This window comes from Thiobaca trueperi (assembly GCF_004342175.1).
GTDB lineage: Bacteria > Pseudomonadota > Gammaproteobacteria > Chromatiales > Chromatiaceae > Thiobaca > Thiobaca trueperi.
This window is the reverse complement of the sequence record NZ_SMAO01000002.1, coordinates 425,572-448,712: the sequence shown is the minus strand read 5'-3', so window position 1 is coordinate 448,712 and position 23,141 is coordinate 425,572. Positions and strand designations below refer to the sequence as shown.

Annotated in this window: 16 protein-coding genes and 1 pseudogene; 7 read left to right on the top strand and 10 right to left on the bottom strand. The window is 61.3% G+C overall.

The window, feature by feature from the left end; translation table 11 throughout:
- Positions 1–33: 33 nt before the first annotated feature.
- From EDC35_RS05165 to ilvB, 4 genes are all read right to left on the bottom strand, one after another.
- Positions 34–4,380, bottom strand: a complete 4,347-nt coding sequence (locus EDC35_RS05165; RefSeq protein WP_132976151.1) for a PAS domain S-box protein — start codon at positions 4,378–4,380, stop codon at positions 34–36.
- On the bottom strand, positions 4,380–4,838 hold the full coding sequence (locus tag EDC35_RS05160; protein WP_132976150.1) for a response regulator: 459 nt from the start codon (positions 4,836–4,838) through the stop codon (positions 4,380–4,382). The genes EDC35_RS05165 and EDC35_RS05160 overlap by 1 nt, the downstream gene beginning before the upstream one ends.
- Entirely contained in the window at positions 4,813–6,297 is a 1,485-nt protein-coding gene (locus tag EDC35_RS05155; protein ID WP_132976149.1) for a sensor histidine kinase, read from the bottom strand. The genes EDC35_RS05160 and EDC35_RS05155 overlap by 26 nt, the downstream gene beginning before the upstream one ends.
- Before the next feature lie 190 nt (positions 6,298–6,487).
- The gene (gene ilvB / locus EDC35_RS05150) at positions 6,488–8,221 is read right to left on the bottom strand and encodes a biosynthetic-type acetolactate synthase large subunit (protein WP_132976148.1); all 1,734 of its coding nucleotides are present in this window, start codon (positions 8,219–8,221) and stop codon (positions 6,488–6,490) included.
- Between the two features lie 251 nt (positions 8,222–8,472).
- Here ilvB and EDC35_RS05145 point away from each other — a divergent pair, with 251 nt between their 5' ends.
- The 6 genes from EDC35_RS05145 to infA all read left to right on the top strand — a co-directional run bounded on the left by EDC35_RS05145 (position 8,473) and on the right by infA (position 15,425).
- Positions 8,473–10,308: a PhoX family protein gene (locus tag EDC35_RS05145; protein WP_132976147.1), complete on the top strand. Its 1,836-nt coding sequence runs from the start codon at positions 8,473–8,475 to the stop codon at positions 10,306–10,308.
- A 70-nt stretch (positions 10,309–10,378) separates the two neighbouring features.
- On the top strand, positions 10,379–12,043 hold the full coding sequence (locus EDC35_RS05140) for a hypothetical protein (protein WP_132976146.1): 1,665 nt from the start codon (positions 10,379–10,381) through the stop codon (positions 12,041–12,043).
- Between the two features lie 379 nt (positions 12,044–12,422).
- Positions 12,423–13,592, top strand: coding sequence for a GNAT family N-acetyltransferase (locus tag EDC35_RS05135; protein ID WP_132976145.1), 1,170 nt, complete (start codon positions 12,423–12,425; stop codon positions 13,590–13,592).
- A 12-nt stretch (positions 13,593–13,604) separates the two neighbouring features.
- Positions 13,605–14,267 (top strand): leucyl/phenylalanyl-tRNA--protein transferase, encoded by a 663-nt coding sequence (gene aat / locus EDC35_RS05130; RefSeq protein ID WP_132976144.1) that lies wholly within the window; start codon positions 13,605–13,607, stop codon positions 14,265–14,267.
- Entirely contained in the window at positions 14,264–15,019 is a 756-nt protein-coding gene (locus tag EDC35_RS05125) for an arginyltransferase (RefSeq protein ID WP_132976143.1), read from the top strand. Before aat ends, EDC35_RS05125 begins: the two co-directional genes overlap by 4 nt.
- Before the next feature lie 187 nt (positions 15,020–15,206).
- On the top strand, positions 15,207–15,425 hold the full coding sequence (infA, locus tag EDC35_RS05120) for a translation initiation factor IF-1 (protein ID WP_007193303.1): 219 nt from the start codon (positions 15,207–15,209) through the stop codon (positions 15,423–15,425).
- 255 nt (positions 15,426–15,680) lie between these two features.
- On the opposite strand, the gene clpA is transcribed toward infA, so the two are convergent.
- On the bottom strand, positions 15,681–17,942 hold the full coding sequence (clpA, locus tag EDC35_RS05115; protein WP_132976142.1) for an ATP-dependent Clp protease ATP-binding subunit ClpA: 2,262 nt from the start codon (positions 17,940–17,942) through the stop codon (positions 15,681–15,683).
- A 67-nt stretch (positions 17,943–18,009) separates the two neighbouring features.
- Positions 18,010–18,333: an ATP-dependent Clp protease adapter ClpS gene (gene clpS / locus EDC35_RS05110; protein WP_132976141.1), complete on the bottom strand. Its 324-nt coding sequence runs from the start codon at positions 18,331–18,333 to the stop codon at positions 18,010–18,012.
- A gap of 313 nt (positions 18,334–18,646) precedes the next feature.
- Between clpS and cspD the strand changes: the two genes are divergently transcribed.
- Complete coding sequence (gene cspD / locus EDC35_RS05105; protein WP_132976140.1) at positions 18,647–18,853, top strand: cold shock domain-containing protein CspD; 207 nt, start codon at positions 18,647–18,649, stop codon at positions 18,851–18,853.
- Positions 18,854–19,126: 273 nt separating this feature from the next.
- Here the strand turns inward: cspD and icd are convergent, their stop codons facing one another.
- The 4 genes and pseudogenes from icd to EDC35_RS05085 form a co-directional block, all read right to left on the bottom strand.
- Positions 19,127–20,383, bottom strand: a complete 1,257-nt coding sequence (gene icd, locus EDC35_RS05100) for an NADP-dependent isocitrate dehydrogenase (protein WP_132976139.1) — start codon at positions 20,381–20,383, stop codon at positions 19,127–19,129.
- Between the two features lie 206 nt (positions 20,384–20,589).
- Positions 20,590–21,354 (bottom strand): ParA family protein, encoded by a 765-nt coding sequence (locus tag EDC35_RS05095; protein WP_132976138.1) that lies wholly within the window; start codon positions 21,352–21,354, stop codon positions 20,590–20,592.
- 476 nt (positions 21,355–21,830) lie between these two features.
- Positions 21,831–22,010: pseudogene (locus EDC35_RS19170) on the bottom strand (methyl-accepting chemotaxis protein); the annotation flags it as partial.
- 646 nt (positions 22,011–22,656) lie between these two features.
- Positions 22,657–23,031 carry a response regulator gene (locus tag EDC35_RS05085; RefSeq protein WP_132976136.1) on the bottom strand — a complete coding sequence of 125 codons (375 nt, stop codon included), beginning with the start codon at positions 23,029–23,031 and terminating at the stop codon, positions 22,657–22,659.
- Positions 23,032–23,141 lie beyond the last annotated feature (110 nt).

Sequence of the window (23,141 nt, the reverse complement as noted above, 5' to 3'; positions counted from 1 at the left end):
AATCCTGTTAATCCTGTCCATTCGTCTTGCATTTCACGTTGAATCCGCCCTCACCGCCAGATCCAGCGTCGCCCGCGCCTCGCGCAGGAGATCAAGTGCCGCCGGATAATCGAATTGCTGGATATGCCGGCCCAGTCGCTGGATCTGTTCGCCACAGACCTGCCGCAACAGGGGCTGCGATTCATCGAAGAGCGTGTTGGCGGCCGTGTCGTCAAGGACAAGCAGCGACTCCAGACGGTCCAGCGTGTCGGTCAGGCGGTCCCAATCGATGGGGGGCGGTGCATCGGCATCCATCACCTTGGGGGCGTCCGCTGCCACCTGCCAATCCGCGATCTCGCGCAACAGGATATCGAGCAGACCGGCGAGCCGCGCGGCCTGACGATAGGCATCGGGCCGTTCTGCATGGGCGTTGCTTTCCGTGCTGGCGGACAGCTCGCGCAGATAGTTGGCGAAGAGATTGCCGGCGGTGCCTTTGAGACTGTGGGCGAGAAAGGCGATCTGGGCCAGATCGCCCTGTTTGGCCGCCTGGCGCAAGGCGGCTGGATAGCCCGTGTTGACTTCGATGACGGATGCCAGAAGTTTGGGCAGAAAGGCGGGGCGCTGCCGGTAGCGTTCAGTCAGCGCCAGCCAGTCGATCTGGGTCTGGCGACCGCCAGGCGTCGGTGATGCTGCCACGCCGGACAGGCCGCTGGCGATCACCGACCGCGCGACACCGGCCTCGGCACTGATCGGCGCATGTCTGAGAATGGTCGCCACCAGCGAATCCAGCTCCACCGGCTTGGCGACATGATCGACCATGCCCGCCTCCAGACAGCGCGTGCGTTCGGTTTCCAGCGCATGGGCGGTCAGGCCGATGATCGGCAGCGTCGGCGCCAGCGCATGAATCTGCCGGGTCGCCTCGAAACCGTCCATGACCGGCATCTGAATATCCATCAGCACCAGATCGAAGGCGTTGGGACCGTTCCGTGTCACCTGCTCTACGGCCTGCTGACCATTCTCGACCTGGATCAGCCAGCAGCCTTCCTCGTTCAACAGCTCTTCCAGCACCAGACGATTCGCCGCATTGTCTTCAGCCACCAGGATAATGAATCTGCGGAGACGCTGCCGGCGTAACGACGGCGGTGCCTCGGCCCTGAGTGGATGCGACCTGAGCGTGCCGGCCGGCTCATGGAGCGGGATCCGCACCCTGAATTGCGTGCCAGCGCCCAAACGGCTTTCAGCCTGGATCTCGCCGCCCATCATATCGATCAGACGCCGGGTGATGGCCAGTCCCAGCCCGGTACCGCCAAAGCGGCGGGTGATGGAGCCGTCGGCCTGCTCAAAGGGGCGGAAGAGTCCGGCCATCTGTTCGTCGGTCATGCCGATGCCGGTGTCCGTCACACGCCATGACAGGTATTGATCATCACGCGACACCTTCAGCACGACCTCTCCCTGCGCGGTGAACTTGATGGCATTGGACAGCAGATTGGTCAGCACCTGCGCAAGCCGCAGCGGATCGCCCCGGCAGGTGGCGGGGAGATCGCCGGATTCTTCCAGGCGGAAATCCAGTCCTTTGTCCAGCGCCTGCGTCTGCAACTGATTGATCGAGCGTTCGATGACCTCGCGCAGGTCGATCACCCCCTGCTCGATGCGGAGCTTGCCGGCCTCGATCTTGGAAAAATCCAGGATGTCGTTGACGATCCCGAGCAGCAGTTGACCCGAGTCCAGAATGCGTTTGAAGAACTCGTGCGCCCGGCGACCGTCGCTTTCGCGGACGCCGATCTGGGCAAAGCCCAGCACGGCATTGAGCGGGGTGCGGATCTCATGGCTCATGTTGGTCAGGAATTCGCTTTTCAGACGCGCCAGACGCTCGGCCTCGTCCAGCGCCGCCTGCCGCGCGGCCTCTGTCTGCTGTTTGGCGCTGATGTCGAAAAAGCTCACCACCGCGCCGATGATCTCGCCATCGCGATACATGGGGTGTGAGGAATAGCTGACGGGAAAGGGCTCGCCATCGACATTCCAGAAGGTGTCTTCATCCTGGCGCAGCACCCGCCCGTCACGCAGGGTGCCGTGAACCGGACAGTCTTCACGCGGATAGGGGGTGCCGTCCGCGCGGGTGTGATGCAGCAGGTCATGCGTGCAGCAACCCAGAAAATCCTGCGGCGCATAGCCCAGCATGGCGCAGGCGGCCGGATTGATGAAGGTGGCGCGCCCCTCCAGATCGACGCCATAGAGCCCGTCGGCGCTCGATTCGAGGATCAGCCGGCTCTGCTCCTCCGCCGCCCGCAGTTCGGCGGTGCGCGTCTCCACCAGATCCTCCAGGCGTTGACGGTAATGCTCCAGCTCCTCTTCGGCCGCTTTGCGCGCGGTGATGTCTTCCTTGACCGCCAGATAGTGGGTCACGCAACCGTCCGCCTGACGAACCGGGGAGATGACCGCCAGTTCGACATAGTCGCTGCCGTCCTTGCGCCGGTTCCAGAACTCGCCGCGCCAGACCTCGCCACGGGTCAGGGTGGCCCAGAGATCATCATAGACCGCGCGCGGGGTGTGACCGGATTGCAGCAGGCGCGGATTCTGCTCGCGCGCCTCCTCAAGGGTATAGCCCGAAACGCGGGTAAAGGCCGGATTGGCGTATTCGATCCGCGCCTCCAGATCGGTGATGACGATACTGGTCGGACTCTGCTCCACGGCCAGCGAGAGTTTGCGCAGGCGCTGGTCGGCCTCCTTGCGGTCGGTGATGTCGAGATGAGTGCCGGCCATGCGCAGGGGTTTGCCATCCGCATCCCATTCCACCACCTTGCCGCGATCCAGCACCCACACCCAATGGCCGTCGCGATGACGCAGACGCATCTCAACGTCGAAAGCGTCGGTCTTCCCTTGAAAATGACGCTCCAACAATCCCTGAGCCAGCCTCAGATCGTCCGGATGACAGAGACTGTTCCAGGTCTCGATGGTGATGGGCTGAAGCTCGTCCAGGGTGTAACCCAGCATCTGCGCCCAGCGATCATTGCACTGATGTGCACCGGTCTGCACCTGCCAGTCCCAGGTTGCCAACTCTGAGCCCTCCAGCGCCAGCGCCAGCCGTTCTTCGCTGGCGGCCAGCGCCTGTTCGGCGCGCCGCTGGCGCACGATGCGCCAGATCTCGTTGGCGATGAGCTGCACGGTTTCCACGTCCAGATCGGTATAGGGCGTGGGCTTGTTGCCGACTCCGGCCATCATGCGCACCTGCTCGCCGTCCAGCACCGGCACGCTGATCAGACGGATCAGTTCCGCGTGACCCTCAGGCAATCCATGTTTGCCGGACGCCGTGGCGTAGTCGTTGAAGACCACGGGCGCGCGCTGACGCAGGGCATCCGCCCACACGCCGGCCTGACTGATGGGATAATGCCCGTCATAGTTGGCCTGACAATAGCCGTCGAGAGTGCGCCGCGACCAGGCGATGAGTTCGATGGTTTTCTGATCGTCGTTGACGAAATGGACGAAGGCGATCCGGCTCCCGGTCAGTTCCTCGGCCAGCTCCTGGCCGAACTGCATGAACTCGGACTCATTGAGCCGGTCGGCGGCGCGCGGCAGTTCCAGCAGGGCCGTCGCCCGTTGCGTCTGCAACCGCGATATCGCCTCCTGACGCTTGCGCTCAGAGATGTCGCGGTCGATACCGCGATAACCGAGCAAACGGCCGTCCGGGGCGATGATCGGCGTCCCGGAGCTTTCCAGCGTGACCGCCTGGCCGTTCCGGTGCAGACAGGTGTTCTCAAGCATCGAAAACGGGCGTGGGGCGGCGACATTTTCGGCAAAGAAGGCGCCGACCCGCGCGGCCTCAGCGGGCGGCATCAGACTGAATACGCTGCGTCCAAGCAATTCCTCGGGCGTATAGCCCAGCAGACTGAGCGAAACCGGGCTGGCATAGGTATAGCGCCCTTCAGCATCGATCTCCCAGATCCAGTCCAGCGTGGTTTCCACCAGGGTGCGAAAACGCTCTTCGCTTTCTCTGAGTGCCTGCTCGGCCTGACGCAGCGCCTGCCTCTGACGGGCAATCTCCAGGGCGCGCTCCAGGGCCATCGGCAAACGGGCGAGATGATGCTTGAGAATGAAATCGCTGGCGCCGTTGCACAGTAGCTCCACCGCCTCCTCCTCGCCCAGCGCCCCGGTGACGAAAATGAAGGGCAGATTTGGCGCACGCGCCCGCACCAGCGCGAGCGCCTGCAGGCCGTCGAATCGGGGCAGGCTGTAGTCGGCCAGAATGGCGTCCGGCTGAAAGCCCTCCAGCGCCTCCAGAAAGTCATCCCGGCACTCCACCCGTCGCGAGACGAACGACCAGCCCGATTGACGCAGGCAGCGTTCATTCAACTCCGCGTCGGCGGCATTGTCTTCGAGCAGGAGCAGGCGCAGGGGAACGCTCATCACAGAGGGCGGATCTCGGGGGGCACGCGGTTGACGAGCACCCAGTACATCCCGAGATCGGCCACGGTGCGGGCGAACTCGTCGAAGGCGATGGGCTTGGCGACGAAGCTGTTGACGCCGAGTTCGTAGGTGGCAATCAGATCGCGCTCCTCCTTGGACGAGGTCAGCACCACCACCGGCAGATCGCGGGTTTCCGGGTGTGCGCGCACCTGACTCAAGACCTCGATCCCATCCACCCTGGGCAGACGCAGATCCAGCAGCACAACCTTGGGCAGCGTGCTGGAGCGTCCGGCATAGTCGCCGCGCTGAAACAGAAAATCGAGCGCGGCAGCGCCGTCCCTGACCCATTCCAGATGATTCGCCAGATTGTGTTTTTTCAGGGCGCGAATGGCGAGTTCGGCATCGTTGGGGTTGTCTTCAACCAGCAGGATGTCAACAACTGTGTCTCTCATGGTCATGTGGCCCTCCCGAGGCAATGGATGGCTGGAGCGGCAGGCTGAAGCTGAAGGTGGCGCCGGCATCCACCGCGCCGATGCCCTCCACCTGGCCATCGTGCTTTTGGATGAATCGCTTGACGATCGCCAGACCCACGCCGGTGCCCGCGAATTCATCCGTGCCATGCAGACGCAGGAAGAGACCGAAGAGTTTGTTGGCGTAAGCCGGATCGAAACCGGCACCATTGTCTTTGACACTGTAGCGGATCATGCCGCCCAGCGATTCGGCGCTGACCTCGATCACCGCCGGCTCACGTCCCTGGGTAAACTTGAGCGCATTGTCCAGCAGATTCTGCCAGACCTGACGCAGCGCCCGCGCATCGCCGACGATGGATGGCAGATCCGCACGCCGGAACTGGACCGGACGCTCGCCGAGCGATTCCGAGAGGTCGGACCAGACCGCATCCACCAGGTCATTCATATCGACCCGACTGGTTTGCAGCTCAAGCCGACCGGCGCGTGACAGGGCCAGAATGTCATCAATGAGCTGTTCCATCTTTTTGGCATTGTCCTGCACCACGCCGAACAGCCGCAATCCTTCCGCATCGAGCTGAGGGGCGTATTCGTCGAGCAGAATCGCGACGAAGCCATCAATGGCCCGCAACGGCGAGCGCAGGTCATGCGAAACCGAATAGCTGAAGTTTTCCAGATCCTTGACCGCGTTTTCCAGTTCGCGCAGATGCTGCGTGCGCGCGGCTTCAGCCGCCGCAAGCCGTTCCGTCATCTGATTGAAGTCGCGCGCAAGCTGGCTGAATTCATCCTGCCCAGACAGGGTCAGGACTGACGGCGGATTGCACGCACCCAGTTCCTTCGCCCCCCGGCTGAGTACATCCAGCGCGGTGTTGATACGCGACAGCACCGGATACGCGAGCATGAGAATCAGCAGTGTCGTCAGACCGATCAGGATGAACTGAGTCCGCGCCAGCCGGTCGCTGTAGTCGGTCAGCGCCTGCTGATTGCCCCAATGCAGACGGCTCAGGAACGGCTTGATCTCACCCAATTCGGCCCGCAGGCGCTCGGCGACCGGCAGGATCTGCGCCATATCGAACGCCTGCAAGGCACCACGATAAAGGCGGTCCAGCTTCACGAAGTCGCCATGGATCCGCGCCAGACGCGCACGCAGGTCAGTCAGGCTGGTGTCTGCGGACGGCTCCAGGCTGTCCTGGCTCAACTGCTGCATCTGACTGTCGAGGACATCGAACAGCGCATAGACCAGGGGTCTGAAATTGGCTCCGCGCGTTTCGACGAAACGATGCGTGGCTGACTCCAACTGCCAGATTTTATCCAGCATCTCCCCGGCCAGCGTGGTCTGCCGGCGCATGTCGCTCAGGCGTCCCTGCCCCTGGTAAGCGATCAGACCAAAGATCACCGCCATCAGCACCGGCAGCAATCCGATCAGCTTGAGCTTAGTCTTGATACCCATGTTAAACCGCGTACAGCGCGATATGCATAATTTTCAGTTTGTGTTTGGCTCTGCGGATGTCAACGAACTCAGTGGGACGCGGTTTAAAATTTTATTTTTTTAATCTTTTAAACCGCGCCAACTCACACGGTCGTCGATGCTGCCAAGGTCGATCCAACCCAACAACATCACATATCGCACCGGGCGCGGTTCAAGACTCGATCATCTGGTCCAGACTGTGACCGGGACGGATCATCGGCATGACGTTCTCGGCCTTGTCGATCCAGACATCGACCAGCATCGGCCCCGGCTCGGCGAGCGCGGCGGCAAGCCCTTCGCGCAGGGTGGCCGGATCCCTGAGCCGCATGGTTCGGAGACGCGGATAGACATATTTGAGTCCGGTCAGATTGGGGATCTGACGCCGGCAGTCCTGATCCAGATCGATGCAGTCGGGATCGCAATCGACATTGCGCGCCAGACAGGTTTCGTAATGATGGCCCTCATCCATCATGTCCTCCCACTGACGCACCATCCCCAGAAAACTGTTGTTCAGCACGAACATCTTGAGCGGAATGCGGTTGGCGACCACCGTGCCCAGTTCCTGGATGTTCATCTGGAAACTGCCGTCTCCATCGATCAGCACCACCGGATGCGTCGGATCGGCATACCAGGCGCCGATGGCCGCCGGCAGGCCGAAGCCCATGGTGCCGAGTCCGCCGGAGCTGACCCACTGGCGCGGACGCTGGAAGCGATAATACTGGGTCGCCCACATCTGATGCTGACCAACGCCAGTGACCAGCGTTGCACTGCCCTGAGTGAGATCGGAGAGGATCTCGATCGCCGCCTGCGGCTTGATATAGTCCGAGCGGTCATAGGGCTTGGGCATCTGCTCGCGCCACGCGACGATCTGCGCCAGCCAGTCAGGATGGCTGGCCGCACGCCCGGAGACCAGCGCATGGTCGAAAAACTCGTCGAGTCCGGCGACCAGATGGAGATGGGCGGCAATCGTCTTGTCGATCTCGGAGGGATCGATATCGACATGGGCGATGCGCTTGCCGTCCGCAAAGCCGCGCACCGCGACCCGGTCATCGAAGCGCCCGCCGAGCGAGAGGATGAAATCGGCATCGCGGAGCGCATAGTTGGCCGGGATGCTCCCGTGCATGCCGGGCATGCCAAGGTTGAGCGGCAGCTCGAACGGCAGCGCGCCAAGCGCGTTGAAGGTCGTGGTGACCGGCGCGCCGAAGCGTTCGGCGAACAGACGCAGCGCCGGGGCCGCATTGGCATGAATCACCCCGCCCCCGGCCTTGATCACCGGACGCCGGGCAGCCGTCAGCGCATCCAGAATGGCATCCGCCCGTGCCGGATCGAAGGGAATTTCCTCGCGGTGCCGGAGACGCGGCGGGTTCAGTTGTCCCGCCAGGGCGAGCTGCACATCCTTGCAGATGTCCACCACCACCGGGCCGGGGCGTCCGTGCGTCGCCAGTGCATAGGCCTCGCGCAGCACCCATTCCAGATCGCGCACATCCTTGACCAGATAATTGTGTTTGGAGATGGGCCGGGTCATGCCGACCATGTCCACCTCCTGAAAGGCGTCGGTGCCGATGGCTCCGCTTGGCACCTGACCCGTAATGAAGAGCGTCGGCAGCGAGTCCTTGTAGGCATCGGCAATCGGCGTGGCGAGATTGGTTGCGCCCGGTCCCGAGGTCGCGAGCACGACCCCGACCCGACCGCTGACCCGCGCATAGCCCTCGGCGGCATGCCCGGCGCCGCCTTCCTGGCGGCAGAGGATGAAGGTCGGCGCTGGCGCACGGCGGCGCAGACGCCTGTTCAGTTCAACATGAATGGGGATGACCGCGCCCCCGGTGTGACCAAAGAGATAATCGACACCCAGGTCGGTGAGCACATCGAGCAGGAGGGCGGCCCCGGTACGGTTCGGGCTTGTCATGGCGGTGCGGATCGACTGAAAGACTGACTGGCAGCGAAGGCGTCATCATACCGCGAGGAACGGGTTTTTCGGGTTTTGGCTTGATTCGGCTGCGAACCGATGACCATCACGGCTCAAGACACGCCTGAAATTTCCCGCCCCCTTCAGCACCCTGCCGTCACATAAAGATCATTTCCCTGTCATATCAAACCACTATTCTCGCGCACGTCCGTTAAATATTTCACCCAGCCACACTCAACGGAGTGCAAGCCATGGAATCTCCAATCAAATCGGCAGTCGTCCTGGCGCTGACCATGGGCGTCAGTACGATCAGCCTCGCGGGCTCCATCGCATTCAGCGAGGCTCCGGTTCCAAGGACCGACGCCGAGAAACGCTCGATCCTGACCTCCGATCAGGCCGTCGTCGATGGGGTCAGCGTCAGCATCGACTACAACACCATCCTGCGCTCCGGTCAGACCGGCACCCTGGATCCCAATGGCTACCGCTACGGCCAGCTCTATGACAGCAACGGCCAGCCGCTGACGGCCGAAGATGGCTCCCCCTATCTCTCCAACGATAACGACTTCGCTTCACTGCTGCGCGGCACAGACGGCAAGTTCTACATGGTCTCGCACTTCGAGTCGCGTCCTGGAGCCATGTATCTCACCGAACTCAGCCAGGATCCGAAAAACGGTCTACTCACCGCGTTGCGTACCCGCCCGCTTGATTTCTCCAGTTTGAAAGGGGGTTGGGTTCACTGCGCGGGCAGTGTCACCCCCTGGGGGACGCATCTTGGCTCGGAGGAATACGAGCCGGACGCCAAGCAATGGCGGGATGGCAACATCACCGACTATAACGCCGCCATGGCGACCTATTTCGGCGCCAGCCCGGACGATGCCGGCAGCGTCATGAACCCCTACGACTACGGCTATGCGGTCGAGGTCAAGGTCAATGACTTCGGCTCGGCCACCGTCGAAAAGCATTACGCCATGGGACGGGTCGCGCTCGAACTCGGTTATGTGATGCCCGACAACAAGACCGTCTATCTCACGGATGACGGCACCAATGTCGGCCTGTACCGCTTTGTCGCCAACGAACCCGGCAAGCTGGACATGGGCGCGCTCTGGGTCGCGCAGTGGAATCAAAAGTCCGCCAGCGGCGCCGGTGCCGCCAATCTCAACTGGATCTATCTCGGCTGGGCCAGCAGCGAGCAGGTGCGCGACTGGATCAATCGCTATCGCTTCACCGACATCTTCGACGAGGTCGAGCCAGCGGTGCTGGCCGAAGGCAAGAAGCCGAGCTGCCCCGAGGGTTTCACCTCGATCAACGCCGGACACGAGGATGGCGATCATCAGTGCCTCAAACTGCGCGACATCAACCAGGACGGTGCGATCAACTGGATGGACGAGAACATCGCCTCACGTCTGGAGACCCGGCGCTGGGCGGCGATGCAGGGCGGCACCACCGAGTTCCGCAAGATGGAGGGCATCACCTTTGACCCCGACCGCAATCAGCTCTATCTGGCCTTGTCCGAAGTCGATCGCGGCATGCTCGACTTCAGCCGTGCCGATCGTGCGCCAGCCTCCTACGACAAGTACGACATCGGTGGCCCGAATCACATGAGGCTGGCCCAGGCCAATGTCTGCGGTGCGGTCTATGCGATGAACCTCGACAGCAACTACACCGCTCTCGGCATCCATCCCATCGTGGCCGGCATCCCCATGACCATGGACTATGGCGCCAGCGCCCAGTCGCCCGAGTATGACGGGACCAACAAGTGCGATGTCAGGGGCATCGCCAACCCGGACAACGTCACCTACATGCCGGGCTACAACACGCTCATCATCGGCGAGGACACGGGCTCCGGCCATCAGAACGACATGATCTGGTCGTACAACCTCGATGCAGGCACACTCACCCGCATTCAGACCACGCCCTATGGGGCCGAGACCACCTCGCCTTACTTTTATCCGAACATCAATGGCTTTGCCTATCTGATGTCGGTCGTCCAGCACCCCTATGGCGAGTCCGACGCGGACAAGCTCGAAGAGGCCGGTCAGCTCTCCGCCTACACCGGTTATTTCGTCTTCCCCGCCATGAACAAATAGGGCGCGACCGCCCACACCATCCGCCGCCCCGACACCGGGTCGGCGGATGGGCACACGCAGGAAATCAACCATGCCGATACGCTTCCATGCTATCGCCGGCCTCTGTCTCCTGGCTGGCCTCTCCTGGATTGGCCCCGTCCTGAGCGCCGGGCTCGACGAACGGATCCTCAACAACGAGACGCCCCACATCGTTTCACAGTGCTACACCAGAACGGTCGATGACCAGGGTCGGGTCCATAACCCCTGTTACGCCTGCCACACGGGTTCCGATGCGCCCAATTATCTCAATGACCAGGATCTGCAACTGGCCTTCAGTTTCCCCGCGCCAGCCGAGGAAAATCCCTGGAAAAATCTCTACAAGGATCGCACCGCCGCCATGGCGGCGATCAGCGATGACGCGATGCGCGGCTACATTCGCCAGAGCAACTATCTGGATGCCGAGGGACGCATCATCCCGGCCCGGCGTCTGGCCGATGTCCCGACAGACTGGGATTACGATGACAACGGGCGCTGGGAAGGCTATGTACCCGATGCCTATTTCCGCTTCGACGATGAGGGCTTCGACCTGGATCCAGAGGGTCATCTGACCGGCTGGCGCGCCTTTGGCTACTATCCTTTCCTTGGCACCTTCTGGCCGACCAACGGCTCGACCGACGATGTATTCATCCGTCTTGCCGCGCCGTTTCAGCGCAATCTCGCCGGTGAGTTCGACCGTGCGGTCTACAAGACCAATCTGGCCATCGTCGAATCCGTGATCCGTCGGCGCGACATTGCCATTGAGCCGGTCGATGAGGCCGGGCTCGGCGGGGTCGATCTGGATCGCGACGGGATCATCGGTACGGCTGAGTGGATCCGCTACGACTGGGCACCGCGTGAAGGGCGTCTGATGTGGTACGTCGGACAGGCGCTCGCCGAACAGCGCGCCGGACGGGTGCATCTGGCCGCCGGGCTCTATCCGGAAGGCACCGAGTTTCTGCATACGGTGCGCTATATCGACATCGACGAGGCGGGCGGCAACCGGCTCGCCGCACGCATGAAAGAGGTGCGCCACGCCCGGAAACGCTACTGGATGACCTATGCCGAACTCGACAGCCGCATGGCGGCCGAGACCAAGGAGAAGCACGATTTCCCTGATCGTGTTCGCACCTTCCGGGGCAACATCGAGGCCGGCATCAGCAATGATCAGGGTTGGGTCTACTCGGCCCTGATCGAGGATGCCGAGGGGCAGTTGCGTCCGCAAAGCTACGAAGAACTGGCCTTCTGTGTCGGCTGCCATGGCGGCATGGGCGCCACGACGGATTCGAGCTTCGCCTTTCCGCGCCGTTTCGGGGCCGACAGCTTCCAGCGCGGCTGGCATCACTGGAGTCAGAAGGGCTTGGACGGTATCCCCGAGCCGCTGCGCCGCGATGGCGCGCCCGAATATGCCTTTTATCTCGCCACCAATGGCGCGGGTGACGAGTTCCGTCAGAATCGGGAGATACAGGAGCGCTTCTTCGACCCCAACGGGGCACTCCGGCCCGAGCGGCTCGAACGTCTGCGCCAGGACATCAGCACCCTCCTCTATGCCTCGCCCGAGCGGGCAATGCAGCTCAACAAGGCCTATCGGGTGATCGTCCAGGAACAGAGCTTCAGCGAGGGACGCGACGCCATGATCGAAACGGCGGGATCCAACGTCCATCCCTGGGTGAGCGCTGAGACCTTGACCGGGGTCGCGGAACCTGTCCTGGGACACTGACCGGATCCTCCGCAAAAATCCTGTTAAACCGCGTCCAGTGCGATATGCGTAATTTTCAATTTGTGTTTAGCTCTGGGGAAGTCAACGGCATCAGTGGAGACGCGGTTTAAAATTTCATATTATTGAATGCCTTAAACCGCGCCAGCTCCGATAATCCTTGAGTCTGCCAGGGCCGATCCGATCCGCAAAGATCGCATACCGTGCTGGGCGCGGTTTAATCCTGTCCATTCTCAAAGCCCGCTATCCAGCGGGCTTTGAAAAAGCGCGAAACTGCCGCGCAACCCATCGACCAACTCCTCGCGCATTGCCCGGCAGGGATTGCCTGACCGCTCCACATCCCTTATCTGTAGGTCATGGACAGATCACCCGCTCCGCCGCGATGTACAGACTGACAACCCATTCCGCCATCGCAGAGATCCCCGCCGAACACTGGAACCGTCTCGCCGATCCGGATACGCCCTTCCTGCATCATGCGTTCCTGGATGCCATGGAACGCCACGGCTGCGTCGGCGAGTCGCTGGGCTGGCTTCCGCATCATCTGGCGCTGCGTGATGGGGACGACCGGATCCTCGCCGTCGCACCCGCTTATCTCAAATTCAACTCATATGGCGAATTCGTCTTCGACTGGTCCTGGGCCGACGCCTACCGTCGCCACGGGCGGGCCTATTATCCCAAGCTGATCGTCGCCTCGCCTTACACCCCGGCGACAGGTCCACGGATCCTGACCGGTGCGACACCCCAGCGACGCGATATTGCGCGAGTGCTGATTCAGGGCGCGGTGCAGGTGGCGGAGAAGCTGGGGGTGTCCTCACTGCACTGGCTGTTCACGGCCGATGACGAGACCGACTGGCTCGCCGAGCAGGGATCGATGCGACGGCTGGGCTGCCAGTTTCATTGGCGTAATCCGGGCTACGGCTCATTCGACGACTTTCTGGGCGCCTTCACCGCCGCCAAGCGCAAACAGATCAAACGCGAGCGCCGCCGTGTCGCCGAAAACGGCATCCGGATCCGCCGGGTGCGCGGCGATGCCGTCACCGAGTCCGAATGGGCGATCTTCCACCGTCTGTATCGGGACACCTTCGACAAACGCGGCGGACTGCCGACACTCACCCTCCCCTTCTTCCAGGACATCGGCGAGCGAATGGGGCGAAATCTGCTGCTGGTTCTGGCCTATCATGACCGGAACATCGTGGCCGCCGCCTTCAACCTGATCGGGGAACGCTCGCTCTATGGCCGGCACTGGGGCTGTTTCCAGGACTTCCACAGCCTGCATTTCGATGCCTGTTATTATCAGGGGCTCGAATACTGTATTGAACAGGGTCTGACCCGCTTCGAGCCGGGCGCACAGGGCGAACACAAGGTCAGCCGGGGCTTTCTGCCAACCGCCACCTGGTCGGCCCACTGGATCGCCAATGCGGATTTCAGACAGGCCATTGCGCGCTTTCTCGATACGGAGACCCGCGACATGCAGGACTATCTGGCGGAAATGAATACGCACAGTCCGTATCGGGCGGATGCCTTGCCGGATCGAATCCAAGCGGTTTCCTGAGATGAAATCACCATGATCGCCCGACTCGACCCACACGACCGGGAGTCCTTCCCCGACCTCCGGCATGCACTGCGCGAGCCCAACGGACTGCTGGCGGTCGGTGGCGACCTGAGCCCAACGCGGCTGGCGCATGCCTACCGGCGCGGAATCTTTCCCTGGTTCAGCGCCGGCGACCCCATTCTTTGGTGGTCGCCCGACCCGCGCACCGTCCTCTTTCCGTCGCAGATACGCATCTCGCGCAGTCTGGGCAAACGACTGCGCAACGCATCCTTCGACGTGACGCTGAACCGCTCTTTCAGTGCCGTGATCCGGTGCTGCGCCGCGCCGCGCGATGCGCAGGGCGGCACCTGGCTGGTGCCGGAGATGATCGCCGCCTATGAGGCGCTGCACGCTCATGGCCTGGCTCATTCGGTGGAAGTCTGGCAGGACGGGCAACTGGTCGGCGGACTCTATGGTGTCGCCATCGGACGCGCCTTCTTCGGCGAATCCATGTTCAGCCGCGTCTCCGATGCCTCGAAGGTCGGGCTGGTTCATCTCTGCCGCAAGCTCGCCGAATGGGAATTCGGGCTCATCGACTGCCAGATGCGCACCGATCATCTGATCCGGATGGGCGCGGTCGAGATGCCGCGTGCCGAATTCGTCGCGCTCCTGAACCGCTTCTGCACTCAACCATGAATCAGGAAACCAAAACGAACCGGGGTCGCTCTCTGGCCCTCTATCTGACCGCTGACCATCCCTGCTCTTATCTGGAAGGAATGCGGGCGCGCACCCTGTTCGTCGATCCGACCGCCCGTATCGACCCTGTCGATTATCAGGTTCTGGTGGATCAGGGGTTCCGCCGCAGCGGTTCGCACATCTATCGCCCCGCCTGTCAGCGTTGCACGCGCTGCGTCCCGGTGCGGCTTCCCGTCGCATCATTCGCGCCTGATCGCTCCCAGCGGCGCAACTGGAAACGCAATGCCGCTGATGTGACCCTGATCGACACCCCTGCCGCCTTCAATCTGGAGCATTTCGCGCTTTACCAGTCTTATCTGGCGCACCGTCACCCTGACGGCAGCATGGCGGACGATGCGAGCGAAGAGAGCTATCGACGTTTTCTGACCGAACCCTGGGGGGGCACGACGCGCTTCATCGAATTGCGGCTCGATGGGCGTCTGCTTGGCGTGGCCGTGACTGACGTGCTGCAACAGGGACTCTCCGCCGTCTATACCTTTTTCGATCCGGATGTGGCAGACCGCGCGCCCGGTACCTTCGCTGTCCTCGCACAGATCGAGGCCGCGCGACAGCTTGGTCTGCCGCATCTGTATCTGGGCTATTGGATCCGGGAGAGTCGGAAAATGGTCTACAAGGCGCGTTTCCGTCCCATTGAAGCCTGGGATGGCAGTCAATGGCGGCGTTTCGAGCGGGCCATGCCCCTGGGGTCGTGATGACATCCAGGATCAGGAGTCAGCGTCGTTGTCGTTGTCGTTGTCGAAGATTCGCAAGACGACAACGAAGGGTTTCGGGATTTCCAAGGTGCTGCACTGGTCAGCCTGCGCTTCATCCTTCCTGAGTGTGCTACAATCCGCCCGCTTTAAGGTCCGAGTTGTTCCTCCCAGAAAATACACACCCCATATGTCAAAAGACGACGTTATCCAGATGGAAGGCACGGTCACTGAGACCCTGCCCAATACCGTATTCAGAGTCGAGCTGGAAAATGGCCACACCGTGACCGCGCATATTTCCGGCAAGATGCGCAAGCACTACATCCGCATCCTCACCGGGGACAAGGTCACCGTCGAACTCACGCCCTACGACCTCACCAAGGGCCGCATCGTCTATCGCGCCCGCTGATCACTGGGTGTCTCTGCTGCCAGTGAGTAGCGGAGTAGCGGAACACTCGGGTGAATCTGAGGCGAGACGGCATCCCGTCACACCGCATCCTGGAATTGATCAGCTACAGCAGAGGTAGCTGAGGTGTTTTTTTGCCCGGCCTACTCAATCTTCGAGCCAAATTAGCGTCGCCGGCCTAGTGACGCGACACTGTCAACTCTGGCGTTCATCACGCATTCAATTTTAAAAACAGATTTTCCGCGACAGCGGAAAATCTCAGAGCTCGCGCGCCTCCCCATTGATCTCAAACGCCAGCTCGCCATCCCGTACCAGGACTCGCACCGAGCCGCCGCCGACCAGTTCGCCAAAGAGCAATTCGTTGGCAAGCGGCTTTTTGATGTGGTTCTGGATGACGCGGGCCATGGGGCGAGCGCCCATCTTGGGGTCGTAACCCTTCTCGGCCAGCCAGAGACGGGCGTCGGCATCGACAGCCAGACTGACCTTCTTCTCTTCCAGTTGCTGTTCCAATTCAAAGACGAATTTATCGACCACGCTGCGGATGGTCTCTTCGCTCAGTGGCCCGAACTGAACCACGGCATCCAGCCGGTTACGGAACTCCGGCGAAAAGTAGCGTTTCAGCGCCTCTAAGCCGTCAGTTGAGTGATCCTGCTCGGTAAAGCCAATCGAACGGCGCGAAATATCCTCGGCGCCAGCATTGGTGGTCATCACCAGCACCACATTGCGGAAATCGGCCTTGCGCCCGTTGTTGTCGGTCAGGGTGCCGTGGTCCATGACCTGGAGCAGCAGATTGAAGACATCCGGATGGGCCTTCTCGATCTCGTCGAGCAGCAGGACCGCGTGCGGATGCTTGTTGATCTGTTCGGTCAGGAGTCCGCCCTGATCGAAACCGACATAGCCGGGCGGGGCGCCGATCAGACGCGAGACGGTGTGGCGTTCCATGTATTCGGACATATCGAAGCGCAGCAGCTCCATGCCAAGAATGCGCGCCAGTTGACGGGTGACCTCGGTCTTGCCGACGCCGGTCGGGCCGGTGAAGAGGAAGGAGCCGATGGGCTTTTCATCGTGCCCCAGACCCGAGCGATTCATGCGGATCGCGGAGGTCAGGGCATCAATGGCTGGATCCTGGCCATAGACCACCATCTTGAGGTCGCGATCCAGATTCTTGAGCGACTCGGTATCGGACGCCGAGACGCGCTTGGAGGGAATCCGCGCCATCTTGGCGACAATGGCCTCGACATCCGCCACATCGATGCGCTTCTTGCGCTTGGCCGGGCTCTTGAGCTGGACATGGGCGCCGGCCTCGTCGATCACGTCAATGGCCTTGTCAGGCAGATGGCGGTCGTTGATATAACGGCTGGAGAGTTCAGCCGCCGCGCGCAGCGCCGGATTGGTGTAAGTCACCTGATGATGCGCCTCGAAGCGTGACTTGAGTCCCTTGAGGATCTCGATCGTTTCCTCGACCGACGGCTCGTCCACGTCGATCTTCTGGAAGCGCCGCGCCAGCGCCCGATCCTTCTCGAAGATGCCGCGATATTCCTGGTAAGTGGTGGAGCCGATGCAGCGCAGATCGCCCGAGGCCAGCACCGGTTTGATGAGATTCGAGGCGTCCATCACCCCGCCCGAGGCGGAGCCCGCGCCGATGATGGTGTGGATCTCGTCGATGAAGAGGATGGCGTGCGGCAGCCGCTTGAGCTGGGCCAGGACGGATTTCAGACGTTTCTCGAAATCGCCGCGATATTTGGTGCCGGCAACCAGACCGCCGAGATCCAGGGCATAGATCACGGCATCGCTCAGAATCTCGGGCACCTCGCCATCGACGATCTTCTTGGCCAGTCCCTCGGCGATGGCGGTCTTGCCCACGCCGGCCTCACCGACGAACAGCGGATTGTTCTTGCGTCGCCGGCAGAGGATCTGCACCGTACGCTCCACCTCGTCGGCACGCCCGATCAGCGGATCGATGCGCCCCTGGCGGGCCATCTCGTTCAGGTTGGAGGCAAAACTTTCGAGCGGGCTGGAACCTTCCTTTTCCTCTCCGCGCGGCTCATCGGCCTCGCCCGGCGCGTCATCCTGCTGGTTTTCGCCCGGCACCTTGGAAATGCCGTGCGAGATGTAATTGACCACATCGAGCCGGGTGACATCCTGCTGATTGAGCAGATAGACCGCCTGCGAATCCTGCTCGCTGAAGAGCGCGACCAGGACGTTGGCCCCGGTGACCTCTTTTTTGCCGGCGGACTGTACATGAAACACGGCACGCTGCAACACCCGCTGGAAACCGAGCGTGGGCTGGGTGTCGCGATCCTCGTTGGCCGGAATGAGCGGCGTGGTTTCGTCGATGAAGGCCGCGATCTCACGCCGGAGCCGATCGGAGTCGGCTCCGCAGGCGCGCAGCACCTTGGCCGCAGCCGGGTTGTCCAGCAGCGACAGCAGCATGTGCTCCACGGTCATGTATTCGTGGTGTTTGGCGCGCGCCTCCTTGAAGGCCCGGTTCAGCGAAAATTCGAGTTCTTTGCTCAGCATCGGACTGTTCCAAGAGAGGGGTTGACGAAACCATACCTATTGCCACGCCGCAATTTGCCGCCAGTCGCTACGCCTCTTCCATCGTACACATCAGCGGGTGCTGATTGCTGCGCGCGTAATCATTGACCTGCGCCACCTTGGTCTCGGCGATATCCTTGGTGAAGACACCGCAGACACCGACCCCGCGCGTATGCACATGCAGCATTACCTGGGTCGCTTTTTCGCGGTCCATCCTGAAAAAAATCTCCAGCACCAGCACCACGAATTCCATCGGGGTGTAATCGTCGTTCAGGAGCAACACCTTGAACAGGGGCGGACGCCGCAGTTTGGGACGGGCCTCCTGGACGGTCAGCCCCGATTCGCGTTCCTCGCCTGGTCTCTCGTTACTCATTCTAAACTGCGTCCAGAGTGAAATGCATGGTTTTCGCTTTGTGTTAAAGGCTGTGGATTTCAGCGACCTCGGTGGAGACGTGGTTTAGAAATTGTTTAATCTCTTAAACCGCGCTGACTCCAACGATCCTTGAATTTCAGTCAACATTCCAGCAGCCAAAGTGAAGCAGGTGGTTTTGCGACCTGTGCTTTGACCAGCCAAATCAACTCACTATACTTGAGGTATCGTGGCGCCACCCACTGGATTCAAGGTATGGCGTCCGAGGAGAATCATCAAGCACCACACACGCCCACAACCTCCGGAGGATGCACCAATGATCATCGGTGTCGTCAAATGGTTCAATAACACCAAGGGTTATGGATTTGTGCAACCCGAAGGGCGCGAGGAGGATGTCTTCGTCCATTTCTCGTCAATCGATATGGATGGCTACAAAACATTGCGCGAGGGACAAAAGGTTCAGTTCGAGCTGACGCAGGGGCCGAAAGGGCTGCACGCGGCCAATGTGCAGCCGGTGCGTTGAACAACGCCCGGACCAAAATAGACAGGATTCACAGGATTTCGCAGGATTCTCTGGTCACGAAGCTCCAGCTTCGTGACCTCAGCGATGAAGCTCTGCTTCACAAGATGGCGTTTCGAGCCTTCTCTTGGAGCGATCTGATCGATCCCCGTCAAATTCACGAAGCGGGGCTTCGTCTCGCGGGTGACGAAGCCAAAGCTTCGTCACCAGAAATCCTGTGAATCTTGAAAAATCCTGTTCATCCTGTCCATTTCAGGGGAAATTGCTGACATCCCCCTACATCTTGCCGACCACCGCCTCGCCGAAGCCCGAGCAGCTCACTTTGGTCGCGCCGTCCATCAGTCGATCCAGATCATAGGTCACGGTCTTGGCGGCGATGGCTCCCTCTACGCCCTTGATGATGAGATCGGCCGCCTCGGTCCAGCCCATGTGACGCAGCATCATCTCAGCCGAGAGGATGAGCGAGGCCGGGTTCACCTGATCCTTGCCGGCATACTTGGGCGCGGTGCCGTGGGTGGCCTCGAACATGGCGACCGAGTCAGACAGATTGGCGCCCGGCGCCATGCCGATGCCGCCGACCTGAGCCGCCAGTGCGTCGGAAATATAATCGCCGTTCAGATTCAGGGTCGCGATCACGGCGTAATCCTTCGGGCGCAGCAGAATCTGCTGGAGGAAGGCGTCGGCAATCACGTCCTTGACGATGATTTCATTGCCCGTCTTCGGGTTGGTGAACCGGCACCAGGGTCCGCCATCGATCTCCACCGCGCCGAATTCACGCTGGGCCAGCTCGTAGCCCCACTGTTTGAAGGCGCCCTCGGTGAACTTCATGATGTTGCCCTTGTGAACCAGGGTCACCGATGAACGATCATTGTCGATGGCGTACTGGATCGCCTTGCGCACCAGACGCTCGGTGCCCTCCCGCGAAACCGGCTTGATGCCGATACCGGAGGTCTCCGGAAAACGGATCTTGGTCACACCCATCTCGCTGCGGAGAAAATCGATGACCTTTTTCGCCGCTGGCGATTCCGCCTGCCACTCGATGCCGGCATAGATGTCCTCGGCATTCTCACGGAAGATCACCATGTCGGTGTGTTCGGGCGCCTTCAAGGGGCTCGGCGTACCGGTGAAATAACGCACCGGACGCAGACAGACATAGAGGTCGAGCTCCTGACGCAGGGTGACATTGAGCGAGCGGATGCCGCCGCCGACCGGTGTTGTCAGCGGCCCCTTGATCGAGACCACGAAATCCTTGACCGCCTCCAGCGTCTCCTCCGGCAGCCAGACATCCTCGCCATAGGTGCGGGTCGCCTTTTCGCCGGCATAGATTTCCATCCACTGGATCTGACGCGCACCGCCATAAGCCTTGGCCACGGCGGCATCGACCACGGCGCACATCACCGGCGTGATGTCGATGCCGATGCCATCGCCTTCGATATAGGGAATGATGGGCTGATCCGGAATCGTCAGGGACAGATCGTCATTGACCCGGATCTTCTCGCCAGTGGTCGGGATTTTGATTTTGTCGTAGGCCATAGGTCTCTCTCTCGAATTGCCGTAAAAGCGACATGCTATCACCCGGATCGCTCATTGCGCAGAGCAAATGGGGTGCTAGTGCAGCACCTTGGAAATCCCGAAGCCGTTCGTTGTCGTTGTCGTAATCGAAGATTCGCAAGCCGACAACGACAACGATCGGAGACGGTTCCATGCATCCCGTCAATCGAGGTACTGCCCGCTATGATTCAGGACTCGTCCAGGATCGGCGCCAGAGTCGCCGCCAGTGCCGCAAAATCTTCGGCCCCGCGACATTTGGGCGCGTACTGACGGATGGGCCTGCCGACACCGAAGGACTCGGCCAGCCGGATGTCATTGCGGATACCCGCCAGCACACGCGGCGCACCGAACTGGCGCGAGACCTCGCCGGTCACCAGACGATGCTGACGGATGTGCTCAGTGACCATGACGGGCAGAAAGCCGAGAATTTTGAGCTGCGGATTGCCACCCGACATGACCTTGAACAGCACCCGCATCAACTGCCGCATGCCCTCGAATGACAGGTGATGCGGCACATAGGGCACCAGCACCCAGTTGGCAGCCATCAGGGCATTGAGCAGCAGATGGTCGAGCGATGGCGGGGTGTCCAGAATCACCAGATCGAAGGCCGTCACAATGGCTTCATCCGCGAGCGCCTGCGCCAGCCGCCGCTCGTCGCCGGTTCCACTGCCGTGGTCAAAGAGCTGATCGGCCGGTGCCAGCGCCAGATTCGGGCAGTCGGTCTGCCGCACCGCCGCACTCAGACCGGCCTGCGGATCGAGAAAGAGATCGTGAGCGGTGGGCGACCCCTTGTCGATCTTCACTCCCAGCCCGGCGGCACAATGCCCCTGTGAGTCGAGATCGACCAGCAGCACGCGGCGACCCAGGGCTGCCAGTTCGGCAGCGAGATTGACCGCGACCGTGGTCTTGCCGGCGCCGCCCTTGCGATTGGAAATGGCGATGATGCGGGTCATGGCTAAAACAGCTCGATCCTGGGACGTTCATCGGTGTCAGCCGTCTGGCCGGTCACGGACACATGAGTCTGGCGCTGGCTGGACATGACATAGCGCGCAAGATGTCCGTCCAGACGCGCCTTGAGACTGGGTTGCACATGACCATCCCAATCGGGATGTCCCAGATGATCACCCAAGCCCTGCAAATGTTCGTCCAGTTCGCGCAGCGCGATGCCGACCTGCTCCAGCCGCTGACGCACCACGTCCTGAAACTGGATGTAACCGAGCGCCTCGGACAGGCGCATGACGATGTCCTGATTACCCGCCTCCACGCCCTGAATCACCTCCAGCAGCAGTCCGCTGCCCTCGGCAAAACGGGCCTCCGTGGCGCGGATTTCAGCGATGAGATGATGCAGTCGTTCACTGGATCGCTGGCTGTCCCGCGCCTCACGTGCGACCGCCAGTTCGGTTTGGGTGCCCTGGGTGGCGGCGCTGATCTTGTCGGCGATATCCGCCGCTGCATTGGCGGTCTGGCTGGAGAGCGCCCGCACCTCATCCGCCACCACCGCAAAGCCGCGTCCCGCCTCGCCCGCACGGGCGGCCTCGATGGCCGCATTGAGCGCCAGCAGATTGATCTGCCTGGCGATACCTGAAATCATCCCGACCAGCGGCGACAGCGCACCCACTTGACCGGCGAGCCGCTCGATCCGCTCCAGATTGCGGGTCAGTTCCGCCGTCTGCTCGTCCAGATGCTGGGTCAGAACAGCAATCACCTCCTGATTGTTGACCGTCTGCTGCTGCATGACATCCGCCAGCGCCATGCCATTGCGCATGGAATGGCCGATCCGTTCCACCTGCATCTGCGAGAGTGTGTGAACCTGACCGATCTGCTCGATAACTGCCATCACGCCTCGCTCGGTCTCCGCGACGGTGCCCTGCATCTGACTGCCCATGATGTCGAGATAAGGCGAGACATGGCGGATCTCGTCCTTGACGACCGCCTGTTGCGCCGCCATGCCGGTCAGCCGAAAGCGTTCATCGCGCAGCAGGACACGCCATTGACGCACGTCCTGCTTCAGAAAAAACCACATCAGCAGCCCCGTGGATACCAGAACGGAGAGCGTGGACAGCAGGGTGGTCAGGGCAATTTCAGTCGCATAGCCGATGCCCGTCGGGGCGATGAACATTGCGCGCAGCCAGGGCGAGAAGAACCAGGCGATCAGCACATTGACAGCCAGGGCCACCAGCACCGCCGCCAGCAGGCGAAGCAGTGCGCCAGACGCCAGTGGTTGCGAATCCGTGTGATCCATGCCGCGATACGGGCTAGGCGCCCGGCAGCACTTGTTTGATGACCTTGACCAGATCCGGCCCCAGGATCGGCTTCACCAGCCAGCCGGTCGCGCCCAGTTTCTTGCCCTCGTCGCGCTTTTCGGCCTGACTCTCAGTGGTGAGGGTGAGGATCGGCGTAAAACGGAAGCCCGGCAGTGCGCGCACGTTTTTGATGAGTTCCAGACCGCCCATGTTGGGCATATTGATATCGGTGATGATGAGATCCGGCTTCACCCCGCCCTTGAGCCTGGTCAGCGCCTGCACGCCATCGCTGGCAGTCTCGACCACGAAACCGTTCATCTCCAGGGTGGTTTTGAGACTCCAGACCATGGTGCTGGAATCATCCACGATCATGATGGTTTTCGACATGGTTTTTCTCCTCGGGCGATTTCCCGGAAAACTCCTGCCCGCCCGAAATATAGTCAATGGAGCAGGATCAACAGGATGATTCAAGATTAAAAAATTTTAAAAACAATGGC